This window comes from Vibrio sp. CJQ_6, assembly GCF_043106745.1.
Lineage (GTDB): Bacteria > Pseudomonadota > Gammaproteobacteria > Enterobacterales > Vibrionaceae > Vibrio > Vibrio furnissii.
This window is the reverse complement of sequence record NZ_JBICMV010000008.1, coordinates 302255-314050: the sequence shown is the minus strand read 5'-3', so window position 1 is coordinate 314050 and position 11796 is coordinate 302255. Positions and strand designations below refer to the sequence as shown.

Genomic DNA, 11796 nt, shown 5'->3' with positions numbered 1-11796 from the left:
CACGCCGGCTTTTTTTTATCCTCGCTTTAGAAGCGGTAGGTGATGCCTAAGGCCGCCCCCAATTGCAGTTCAGGGCCAGAGTGCAGGTTGAGTTCTGGGTGAACCTGACCGTAAAGGTTGAAGTTCTGGTTGATTTGCCAATCCAAACCCAGCGGCACACGAACCCCGAAGTCATCATCCCATTCAGCCCAGCCGCCAGCACCCACATACCAATCAAAAGGTATATCCGGATTGTTAAAGCTACCGCGTTGAATAATGTAATCAAACGCGGCACCGTCATTCCCCAGAATAAAACGATATTGGTTGTTCACTTCGAGCACGGCGCTCAACTGTTGGTCCACTGCTAGACCGACTTTCAGATTGTTATCTTGCTGCGCAAACGCCGTCAGAGGCAAACCCAAAAGCAGTGCCGTCATCCCTAATTTGTTCATACATTCATGTCCTGTATTGATTCTGATGTCGATGCAAACTTTAGCCGGAGGATGGGCGGGGTATGTCAACCGCGAGTAAAGGGAAAATAAAGCTATTGTAGAGATATCACGCGTCGTCGAGCGCATCGCATATTGTGTGAGCCGATGACTCGGCCTACACACTCTGGCATCAAATGCCGAGCCACCGACAGCGAGTCGAGCGTTTTTGTGCTTCTTCCTTTTTAGTAAACAGAACGCTGCCCACGAAAAAGGAGGCCGCAGCCCCCTCTCACTTTCAACCATCGAGTTCGTTAACCGTGGTTACGAATCCACTCGTCCATTTCGGTTTTGAGGTTATCGGACTTGGTGCCGAAGATCGCTTGCACCCCACCCGAGACCACCACCACGCCCGCTGCGCCGAGTTTTTTCAGTTTGTCCTGATCCACGTGTGCGGTATCTGCGACCGACACACGCAAACGCGTAATGCACGCATCAAGGTTGGTAATGTTGGCTTTGCCACCAAATGCCGCGACCAGTTCACCAGCGAGTTCAGTGCCTTCGGTTGCCGACTCATCGACGCTTTCATCTTCGCGACCTGGCGTTTTCAGATCCAATGCACGAATCACGAAAGTAAACACCACGTAGTACAATACCGCGTAACCAATGCCTAGGCCCACCAGAAGCAGCATGTTCTCTGCGCGGGGCGACTGCACCACAAAGTCGATAAACCCGTTCGAGAAGGTATGACCGTGAACCACACCCAGTGAGTTTGTCAGCACATACGCCAAACCAGCAAGCACCGCATGAATTGCATACAACACCGGCGCAATGAACAAGAATGAGAACTCGATGGGTTCGGTAATGCCCGTCAGGAATGACGTGAGCGCCGCAGACGCCATGATCCCCATCACTTTGGCGCGGTTCTCTGGTTTGGCACAATGCGCAATCGCAAATGCCGCCGCAGGCAAACCAAACATTTTGAACAGGTAGCCTCCTGCTAACTGACCGAACCCATTGCCTGCTGCGCGAGAGGCGTCGTCAGCCGTCAAGAAACACGTCATGATCCCGTGAACCGTTTCACCAGAGCCGTTCACACACGTCCCAGCTTCGTAGAAGAATGGCACGTTCCAGATGTGATGCAGACCAAATGGGATGAGTGAACGTTCAACCACACCATAAATACCGAATGCCAATACAGGATTCTGGTGCGCAGCCCAATCCGAAAACGTTGCGATGGCAGAACCGATTGGTGGCCAAATAAAGGAGAGAACAACCCCCAAAATGATCGCCAGAAAACCCGTAATGATCGGCACCGCGCGTTTGCCCGCGAAAAAGCCAAGGTATTCTGGCAATTGAATTTTATAGAAACGGTTGAATGCCCATGCTGCCACACCACCGGCTAAGATGCCCCCCAGCACCCCGGTATCGATCTTCTCAACACCCATCGCCATGGCCATCACTTTTAAGGTCGCAACCATGATGCCGTAGCCAACAATCGCAGACAGGCCAGAAACACCATCGTTATTGGTAAAACCTAATGCCACGCCAACCGCGAACAGCAATGCCATCTGTCCAAAGACCGAGCCACCGGCTTGTTCCATCAAATTTGACACAATGTCAGGCAACCAGCTGAAATTCGCCGCACCCACTCCAAGCAAAATACCTGCAACAGGGAGCACCGATACTGGAAGCATCAGCGCCTTACCCACTTTTTGCAGGTTAGCAAAAGCGTTCTTAAACATGTTTATGCTCCTGATTAACTTATTAGAATTCCTGGGTTCTAACGGCATACCCCCGTAGCCTAAATGTTAGCACCCATTACAAATGTCACCACAAGTGGATTATATTTTTCACTTCTAATTAAATATTGATACCACGCAAACTTTGATAACTATGCTAGACATTTGTTACAGAAATCGTAGTTCGATGACTTTGTTGAATTATTTCCAGTAACATTATCGGCCAATACCCTTCACGGGTGATGCCCAATACAAGAAACTCAAACGCCACAAAAAGAAAAAGCCCGCACGATGTGCGGGCTTTGTGATAGCAAATTGTTTAAGCGTTTTTTCGTGCTCGGGTTTCATGCAACGGCTCAACATCGTACATGTAGAGCTGAATGGCCGAATAGGCCGCATACAAACCTAACGTGGCACAAAACAAAACAATCTTCTCTTTTTCGCGAGCCAAGTAGGTCGACAAATCCTTGGGCTTGATCCACTGACCGCTGTCAACGCGCAGCAAATACTTCCCTACCGACTTACCTATCAAGTTAAAACAGATAGCGCCGAAGCCAAGATATATGCCGATAAAGACCAACAGCATCAGTATCACGAGCATCAGCAGCACAGGCAGAGCCATCGTATCGTTTAACGATAGCCCGCCAGTTTTGTGGCTGAAAAGCCCGGAAACGATCGCCAAGAGAACCGTCACCACCACTTGCGTGAACATCTTTGCCACCATGACATCGATGATAAAGGCGCCGGTTCTTCTGAATTTGTCACCAATACTCATTACTTACCAAGCAGAGAGTTGATTTGCGCTTTGTAACCTGCAGCTTCTGCGCCGTAGATTGCTTGAATACCAGTGTCGCCAACTTTAACCAGGCCACGAGCACCCAGTTGTTGTGTCCAGTAATCGTTGTCTTTCACTTGAGAGCCATCTTTCACTGTGATGCGCAGACGTGTGATACATGCGTCTACATCAACGATGTTGTCTTTGCCACCCAGAGCTTCGATCATGTCTTTGGCTTTCTGGTTGTCGCCAGCTGCACCGCCTTTCGCTGCTTGGTAATCTTTTTTCGATACCACAGCAACTGCGCTACCTTTGCGACCTGGTGTTTTCACATCAAACTTGATGATGAACCAACGGAAGACAAAGAAGTAGATGAACGCGTAAGCAATACCAAGTAGTGGGATGAAGTACCAGTTGTTTTCAGCACCAGTAACACCTGGAAGAATACCGAATAGGGTAAAGTCGATGAAACCGCCACTGAAAGTCATACCCACTTTTACGTTCAGCATATCCATCAACATGAATGACAGACCTGCTAGAGGAACGTGAATTGCGTAGTACAGTGCTGGCGCCAAGAACAGGAATGTGAATTCAATTGGTTCAGTAATACCGGTCAGGAATGCAGTCAGTGCGATAGAGAACAACAGACCGCCTGCCGCTTTCTTGTTTTCATCATCCGCAAGTGTGTACATTGCGTATGCCGCTGCTGGCAAACCAAACATCATGAATGGGAATTTACCTGTCATGAAGTTTGTTGAAGTAAATTGTGAGAAGTCACCTGTTGCAAGCGATGCAAAGAAGATGTTCTGAGTACCTTTAACCAGTTCGCCAGCGATTTCAGCAGTACCGCCGATTTCTGTCTGCCATAGTGGTAGGTAGAATACGTGGTGCAGACCAACAGGGATCAGAGAACGTTCGATGATACCGAAGATCAGAGACGCAATGTAACCGTGACCAGACGCTGTCATTTCACCAAGAGCCGCGCCGATTGCACCGAATGCAGCACCGAAGAAAGGCCAGATGAAAGTCAGAACGATACCGTAGAACAGCGCAGCAAATGCACTGATGATCGGAACGAAACGTGCGCCGCCGAAGAAACCTAGGTAATCAGGCAGTTTTGCATCGTGGTATTTGTTGTGAAGTACAACAGTCACTGCACCAGCAATCAGACCACCAAACACACCCATACTTAGTGTGTTCGAGATGCCCAACATGTCCGCAACAACCCCTGGGTATTCGCTACCCATCAGGATCACGGTGTTGGTATCTAGGTTGATCATGTTGGCTACAACCAGCGTCTTCGCAATCGCAACGTTCATAACCAGGTAAGAGATCAGCGCTGCCAGTGCCGCAGCACCTTTCTCAGCGCGCGCAAAACCAACCGCGATCGCCAGAGCGAACATCACAGGAAGGTTAGCGAATACGATACCGCCTGCGGCGGTCATCACTTGAAGGAAGCTGTTTAGTACAGTTCCGTCTTGAAGCACACCGATGTTGTATGCCTCGATCATTGTAGGGTTGGTAAAACTCCCCCCGATACCCAGCATGATACCCGCAGCAGGCAGCAGTGCGATGGGTAACATAATGGATTGTGAAAGTTTACTAAAGAAAGCTTTCATACATTTATGCTCCTGATAAAGTTATTAGAATGATTGAACCCTGACGGCACACCCCCGTAGCCATCGTGTCAGCGTTCAATGAAAATGTAACACGGTATGTATTATATTTTTCGGCTCTAAATATATCTTGATGCCCCTCAAGCTTTCTAGTTTGGAATGAAATTTAGTTTCAAAGTAATAGACAGATCACAGTCCCCTGCCCGCTCTGAAATCCTTTACATTCAACCTATCTGTTTGTTTTTATTGATATAAAAATTACTAACAATTAATTTTGCTGAGTGAATAAAATCGGTTGCATTGTTATTTTTCGTAACAAAATTACAATGTCGTGTTTTTTGTCCACATTTTCAACAGAATTCGTAAACAAGGCCAAAATAAAACCTCATTACCGATCAATACACAGATTGGGACTAAAATTGCGCTATTTTGGGTCACAATTTACTTTTTACCGCAAAAAAAGATCGTGATAGTTTTGGGTGGTTTTTTCAGCAACCTCGGTCAATGAAAGTCCTTTCAGCTGCGCGATAAAGGCAGCCACTTCCACCACATAAGCCGGTTGGTTCTGTTTTCCACGATGTGGCACCGGTGCCAAGTAAGGAGAATCGGTTTCGATCAACAGGCGTTCAAGTGGCAACTGCTTGACCACTTCTTTTAGCTCTGTTGCCTGACGGAAGGTGACGATCCCGGAGATCGAGATATAGAAGCCGAGATCCATCGCTGCTTGTGCAAACGGTAAGTCTTCCGTAAAGCAGTGAATGACCCCGCCACAGCGTTCAGCGCCACCGTTGCGTAACATGTCTAAGGTGTCTTGACGCGCATTGCGGGTGTGAATGATCAGTGGTTTATTCAATGCCACCGCGGTTTCGATCTGTTGGTTGAAACGCAGTTTTTGCAGATCTGCGGTTTCCGGTTGGTAATGGTAGTCCAACCCAGTTTCGCCTATCGCGACGACTTGAGGATGCTTGGCATACTCATGGAAACGATCGAGTTCAAAATCACTCTCCACGTCCAACGGATGAACACCACACGACGCCTTCACGTTGTCAAACGGCGCGATCATCGCCAACATGTCGGGGAATGAATCCAACGTCACGCCAACCGACAACAGCTGTTTGACGTTGGCTTGACGTGCTTTTTCAATCACATCTTCGATGCCAGTGTGCAATTCCTGATAATCGAGCTTATCTAGGTGGCAGTGGGAATCTACAAACATGCTTCCTCATTAAATTTCAGTAACCAATCGGTGATCATCAGCTCGCTGTTTAAGCCGCTGAAGACGCGCAGTTGTTCAGACAGTTTAGCCAATGCTTCGGTCTGCTGCTGCAAAAGCGCATAACCACAAGCCTTAGCGACTGCCGGCCCGCCTGGCGTCATGTAGTGCTGCGCCAATCCAAAATGCACCTTCTGCGCATCCGTCAGCACATACCACAACCAATTCAAGCGGCTTTGCGGTTCATTCGCCGCTAATTTCGCACATTCGAGCAGCGCAAGAATGTCGCCTTGAATGGCTTGAAGAAACACCGCTTCCAGCGCCTGATACTGCTTCATACCATCAGACGTGATGAATTCTCGAGTCAGTAGCGGCGCATTGCCATGAATGTGTGCCGCAAACGGGGGAACCGCTTGCTGCAACTCGTCCGCCAACCATTCAGCAACCAACGCTGCGGCCGGTTCTGCAATGGTAATTTGCTGACAGCGGCTCACAATGGTGGGCAGTAGGTGATTGATGCGCGAGGTTAAGAGCACGAACACGCATTTCTCGGCAGGCTCTTCCAAGGTTTTCAGCAAGGCATTCGCGGCGGACTCGTTCATCGCTTCCGCCGGTTCAATCACTATCAGGCGATACCCAGACAGCTGAGAAGATTCCTGCGCCAAGCGATTGCATTGGCGAATTTGATCCACACTGATGTTGCGCCCCTCTTTGTCTGGGCGAATCACATGGTAGTCCGGATGACTGCCGGACTGCATTAAATCGCAGCCATGACAGAAGCCGCAGGGTTCACTGCGGTGCGTTTGACACATTAGTGCACGCGCAAACTGGTCTGCCATTTGAGAGGTGCCTAGCCCAGCCGGTGCCGAAATCAACGTCGCCGACGCAAAGCGTTGTTCATCAAGTTGCTGCTTCCAGCTCTGCCAAGCCTCGGCAAGCCAAGGATAAAGTTGAGGCATGATCATTCCTTACACGCGATTCAGCCAGCTTTCCAGCGCCTGTTTGATGTCGTGAGTCACCTGTTCAATGCTTTGTTCAGCGTTGATGGTGACCACCGATTCATCTCCCGCCGCCAGCTCCAGGTAACGCTCACGCGTGCGTTCAAAGAAACTGATGTCCATCTTTTCGATGCGATCCAGCTCGCCGCGGCCACGCGCGCGTTCTAAGCCGACTTTTGGGTCGATGTCTAGATAGAGTGTGAAATCAGGCTTAAATGCGCCGAGTGTGGTTTGCTTGAGGCTCTGCATGGTCTCTCGGGCAATCTGACGACCCCCGCCTTGATACGCCTGCGACGACATATCATGGCGATCGCCCACCACCCAATGCCCTTGTTGCAGCGCCGGCTTAATCACGTTTTCAACCAGTTGAACCCGCGCCGCATACATCAACAGCAGCTCGGTCATGTCTTGCAATACTTCGCCTTCGTGCTCTTCTTTCACCAAGGCACGCATTTTTTCTGCCAACACCGTACCACCCGGCTCACGCGTGCGTGTGATGTCTTGGATGCCATGCGCATGCAGTGTTTCAACAACCGCTTGAATAGCTGTACTTTTACCTGCCCCTTCAAGGCCTTCTACGACGATATATTTTGAATTCATTACTGTTGTCTAAGCTGTTTTAAGTAGGCGCGTACCGCGCGGTTATGATCGGTGAGATTTTTTGAGAACACATGCCCGCCATTGCCGCTGGCAACGAAATAGAGGTATGCGCTCTGCTCAGGGTTTAACGCGGCGCGAATTGACGCCTCCCCCGGCATTGCAATCGGTGTGGGCGGTAACCCATTGATCACGTAAGTGTTATACGGGGTCGGGGCGCGCAGATCTTTCTTACGAATATTGCCATCGTAGGTGTCGCCCATACCGTAAATGACGGTCGGATCGGTTTGCAAACGCATGCGCTTATTCAGACGATTGACAAACACCGACGCAATCCGTTCACGCTCCGATTCCACAGCCGTCTCTTTCTCGATGATCGAGGCGAGGATCAGTGCGTCATAAGGGGTTTTCAACGGTAGATTGTCCTGGCGTGTTGCCCAAGCGCTATCCAAAATCACTTGGAGCTTGCGATGCGCGCGTTTGAGAATATCCAGATCGCTGGCACCTTTGGTGAAATGGTACGTTTCAGCCAAAAACAGACCTTCCAGTTTCTGCGGTTCAATGCCTAGTTGTTGGGCAATCTCCGCTTCAGAGCGATCGGTTAATTGATGATTGAGGTGCTCGTTGCGCTGCAAAATGGCCAGCCATTCACTAAAGCGACTGCCTTCGACAAAGGTAATCGCAAATTGATGCTCTTTCCCTGCCACCAGCACTTGTAACGCTTGTACCAGCGTCATCTTCGGCATCAACTGATACGTTCCCGCTTTAATTTGCGTCAGTTCTGGATGGAAACGGCGCACCAATTTCTCCGCAAATTGTGCATCAATCCAGCCCTGTTTGGTCATCAAGGCTAATGCACCATTGAGACTGGTACCGGAGGGCACCGTCACGAGTTGTTCGCTTTCAATCTTGACTGGCTGTGAGAGGTAAACGTCCACTTGCTTCGTGACGTAGAAATACCCCACCGCCGCCAGCGCGAGTAAGGTAAAGACCAATGAAACGAGTTTTTTAATCACGAATTAAAGCTCTCCTGAAATCGTCGTGTGTAAAAACCGATGGAATAGTGCTGCCCGGCAAGTTCAGTGACCGGTGCGACTTCCACAATCGCATTTGAAATAAAGACTTCGTCGGCTTGCTCGAGATGCTCAAGTGCAAAGCGCCCCACCACTACCTCAAGACCCAACGTTGGTGCCAGTTCCAGAACCAGTCGCCGCGCAATGCCCGCCACCCCAGCAGACGCCAACGTCGGAGTATACAAGGTTTTGTCTTTCACCCAGAACAGGTTTGCCATGGTGGTTTCCACCACGTGGCCTTGAATATCTAGACAAACCCCATCCGCAAACCCGGCGCGGTCCATCTCGCCTTTAAGTAAGACCTGTTCCAGACGATTATTGTGTTTATGTCCCGCCAGTAAAGGATTGATCCCCATTCGAAGGTGACACACCCCTAACTGAAGACCATGCTGTTGCCATTGGGTGTAGTGGGCAGGAAACGCAAAGTGACTTATCGTCACATTGGGTTGCGTCACTTGTGTGGGGCTGTAACCACGCCCCCCTTCACCCCGGCTGATGTGCAGCTTGAGACCCGCCTTCGCCTCATCCAGCGTGGCTTGGTCTAACCAGCGACGAATCTGAGACCAGTCTGGCAGCGGAATCGCCAACAGCTTCAGGCACGCATCCATCCGTTCCATGTGGTACGGCCAATGCTGAATCTCCCCCTGCTTCGTCAGGATGGTGGTAAAGCAACCATCACCATATTGGAAAGAGCGGTCTGCGATTGCGACCGTGTCACGGGGTTCACCGTTGTGCCAGAACATTTTTCTTCTCCCTGAAAAAAGAAACGGCTTAATGCTAAGCATCAAGCCGTTTCAACTCAAGTAAAGTTCAATGAAAGTGCGGTGATTATACGCGCTTGAAGATCAGTGAACCGTTTGTGCCACCAAAGCCAAACGAGTTACACATCGCGTATTCCATGCCTTCCACTTTACGTGCTGTGTGCGGAACCAAATCCACGCCCAAACCTTCTTCTGGATTATCCAGGTTGATGGTTGGCGGAACGATTTGGTCAACCAGAGACATCACGGTAATGATGGCTTCTACCGAGCCTGCAGCACCCAGTAGGTGACCGGTCATCGATTTGGTTGAAGAGATCAGTACTTGTTTCGCACCGTCTTCGCCAAGTGCACGTTTGATACCTTTCACTTCAGCTACGTCACCTGCTGGTGTTGACGTACCGTGCGCGTTCACGTAGCCGATTTGTGTACCCGCTAGTGCTGCATCACGCATCGCCGCTTCCATAGCCAGCGCGCCACCTGAACCATCTTCGCTTGGCGAAGTCATGTGGTACGCGTCACCGGACATACCGAAGCCTACGATTTCTGCGTAGATTTTCGCGCCACGCGCTTTTGCGTGTTCGTATTCTTCCAGAACCATCACGCCTGCGCCGTCACCCAGAACAAAACCGTCACGGTCTTTGTCCCAAGGGCGAGAAGCTTTTGCAGGTTCATCGTTGCGTGTAGACAGCGCTTTAGCGGCACCGAAGCCAGCCATACCCAGAGGAGTAGACGCTTTTTCACTACCACCAGCAACCATCGCTTCCGCATCGCCGTATGCAATCATACGTGCCGCGTGGCCGATGTTATGTAAACCTGTGGTACATGCAGTTGAAATCGCGATGTTAGGACCACGAAGACCACGCATGATAGATAAGTTACCGGCAACCATGTTCACGATGGTTGAAGGGACGAAGAATGGGCTCACTTTACGTGGACCTTTCTCCATAAGCGCTTGATGACCTTTTTCGATCAAATCAAGACCACCGATGCCCGAGCCGATTGCAACACCGACGCGTGGCGCGTTTTCTTCAGTGATCACCAGACCAGAATCGTCTAGCGCTTGGATGCCCGCAGCAATACCGTACTGGATAAATAAATCCATTTTACGGGCATCTTTTTTAGACATGTACTCTTCGCAGTTGAAATCTTTTACCAGACCTGCGAAACGAGTTGAGAAATTTGTTGTATCAAAGTGTTCGATATTCACGATACCACTTTGACCAGCTAGCAGGGCTTTCCAAGAAGATTCTACAGTGTTGCCTACCGGTGACAACATACCCATGCCAGTGACAACGACACGACGCTTGGACACGATCATATTCTCCGGAAATGAAAATTCTATGAGAGATTATAGATGAGTGAGAAAAACTCAGGCGGCCAGAGGGCCGCCTGGGGAGAGACATTACTGAGCGCTGTTTACGTAATCGATCGCAGCTTGAACAGTAGTGATTTTCTCTGCTTCTTCATCAGGAATCTCAGTGTCGAATTCTTCTTCCAGAGCCATAACAAGCTCAACAGTGTCTAGAGAATCCGCACCTAGGTCTTCAACGAAAGAAGCTTCGTTTTTCACTTCTGCTTCGTCTACGCCTAGCTGTTCAACGATGATTTTCTTTACGCGTTCTTCGATGTTGCTCATTTTTTCTTTTCCTTTACAGATTTCGCCTAATGCGATGATTCCGTAGTTTATTCGAACTAGTGAAAGTTGCAAGGGGGACCTTGCTGGTCAAACCACAAATTTGGCGATTTTAACCGAAATTCACACCATTTTTGACATATATCATGCACAAATCTTGCGCATTTCGTTGACAAGTTTTGGACGAAGTCAACATTTTACCGAACAAGTTCCGTTCACTTCGCCCCAAACTTGGCCTTAAACCATGTACATTCCGCCGTTAACGTGCAGAGTTTCACCGGTAATGTACGCTGCTTCTGGAGATGCCAAGAATGCAACCGCAGATGCGATTTCACGTGGATCACCCAGACGACCTGCTGGCACTTGTGCAAGTGTAGCAGCACGTTGGTCGTCATTCAGCGCTTTTGTCATGTCCGTTTCGATGAAACCTGGTGCAACTGTGTTCACGGTCACGCCACGGGATGCAACTTCACGTGCCATTGACTTCGTAAAGCCAATTACGCCCGCTTTTGCGGCTGCGTAGTTTGTTTGACCCGCGTTACCCATTGTACCGACAACAGAACCGACATTAATGATACGACCTTGGCGTTTTTTCATCATGCCACGAAGTACAGCTTTAGACAGACGGAAGATCGACGTCAAGTTGGTATCCAGAATATCGGTCCACTCGTCATCTTTCATACGCATCAGCAGGTTGTCACGCGTGATACCCGCGTTGTTCACCAGAATATCAACACCGCCGAATTCATCGTTAATGCTTTTCAGCACAGATTCGATGGACGCTACATCTGTCACATTCAACGCCAAACCTTTGCCGTTATCGCCTAGGTACGCACTGATCGCATCCGCACCGCTGTCGCTGGTTGCTGTACCAATCACTGTGGCACCACGTTCAACCAATAGTTCCGCGATTGCTTTACCGATACCACGGCTTGCGCCAGTAACCAGGGCAACTTTGCCTTCCAGGTTCATGAAATTACT

At 49.7% G+C, this 11796-nt stretch carries 12 protein-coding genes; all 12 read right to left on the bottom strand.

Translation table 11 applies throughout. The annotated features are described in order from the left end of the window. Positions 1–26: 26 nt before the first annotated feature. The 12 genes from ACF8PK_RS03685 to fabG all read right to left on the bottom strand — a co-directional run bounded on the left by ACF8PK_RS03685 (position 27) and on the right by fabG (position 11787). Complete coding sequence (locus ACF8PK_RS03685; protein ID WP_004725024.1) at positions 27–431, bottom strand: hypothetical protein; 405 nt, start codon at positions 429–431, stop codon at positions 27–29. Positions 432–721: 290 nt separating this feature from the next. Continuing rightward, positions 722–2152 (bottom strand): PTS glucose transporter subunit IIBC, encoded by a 1431-nt coding sequence (gene ptsG / locus ACF8PK_RS03680; RefSeq protein WP_004725022.1) that lies wholly within the window; start codon positions 2150–2152, stop codon positions 722–724. Between the two features lie 316 nt (positions 2153–2468). Next, positions 2469–2924, bottom strand: a complete 456-nt coding sequence (locus ACF8PK_RS03675) for a hypothetical protein (protein ID WP_143678749.1) — start codon at positions 2922–2924, stop codon at positions 2469–2471. Beyond that, entirely contained in the window at positions 2924–4543 is a 1620-nt protein-coding gene (locus ACF8PK_RS03670; RefSeq protein ID WP_004725020.1) for a PTS transporter subunit EIIC, read from the bottom strand. Before ACF8PK_RS03670 ends, ACF8PK_RS03675 begins: the two co-directional genes overlap by 1 nt. Before the next feature lie 445 nt (positions 4544–4988). Next, positions 4989–5756 (bottom strand): TatD family hydrolase, encoded by a 768-nt coding sequence (locus ACF8PK_RS03665; RefSeq protein WP_004725019.1) that lies wholly within the window; start codon positions 5754–5756, stop codon positions 4989–4991. Beyond that, positions 5747–6712 carry a DNA polymerase III subunit delta' gene (gene holB / locus ACF8PK_RS03660; protein WP_392440098.1) on the bottom strand — a complete coding sequence of 322 codons (966 nt, stop codon included), beginning with the start codon at positions 6710–6712 and terminating at the stop codon, positions 5747–5749. The genes ACF8PK_RS03665 and holB overlap by 10 nt, the downstream gene beginning before the upstream one ends. A 9-nt stretch (positions 6713–6721) precedes the next feature. Then, positions 6722–7351 carry a dTMP kinase gene (tmk, locus tag ACF8PK_RS03655; RefSeq protein WP_275722589.1) on the bottom strand — a complete coding sequence of 210 codons (630 nt, stop codon included), beginning with the start codon at positions 7349–7351 and terminating at the stop codon, positions 6722–6724. Further along, entirely contained in the window at positions 7351–8364 is a 1014-nt protein-coding gene (gene mltG, locus ACF8PK_RS03650) for an endolytic transglycosylase MltG (RefSeq protein WP_004725014.1), read from the bottom strand. Before mltG ends, tmk begins: the two co-directional genes overlap by 1 nt. Continuing rightward, positions 8361–9164, bottom strand: a complete 804-nt coding sequence (gene pabC / locus ACF8PK_RS03645) for an aminodeoxychorismate lyase (RefSeq protein ID WP_143678746.1) — start codon at positions 9162–9164, stop codon at positions 8361–8363. Before pabC ends, mltG begins: the two co-directional genes overlap by 4 nt. Before the next feature lie 85 nt (positions 9165–9249). Beyond that, positions 9250–10494 (bottom strand): beta-ketoacyl-ACP synthase II, encoded by a 1245-nt coding sequence (gene fabF, locus ACF8PK_RS03640; RefSeq protein WP_041942671.1) that lies wholly within the window; start codon positions 10492–10494, stop codon positions 9250–9252. A 90-nt stretch (positions 10495–10584) separates the two neighbouring features. Continuing rightward, complete coding sequence (gene acpP / locus ACF8PK_RS03635) at positions 10585–10818, bottom strand: acyl carrier protein (RefSeq protein ID WP_014204679.1); 234 nt, start codon at positions 10816–10818, stop codon at positions 10585–10587. A gap of 234 nt (positions 10819–11052) precedes the next feature. Further along, complete coding sequence (gene fabG, locus ACF8PK_RS03630) at positions 11053–11787, bottom strand: 3-oxoacyl-ACP reductase FabG (protein WP_041942670.1); 735 nt, start codon at positions 11785–11787, stop codon at positions 11053–11055. Between the last annotated feature and the right edge of the window lie 9 nt (positions 11788–11796).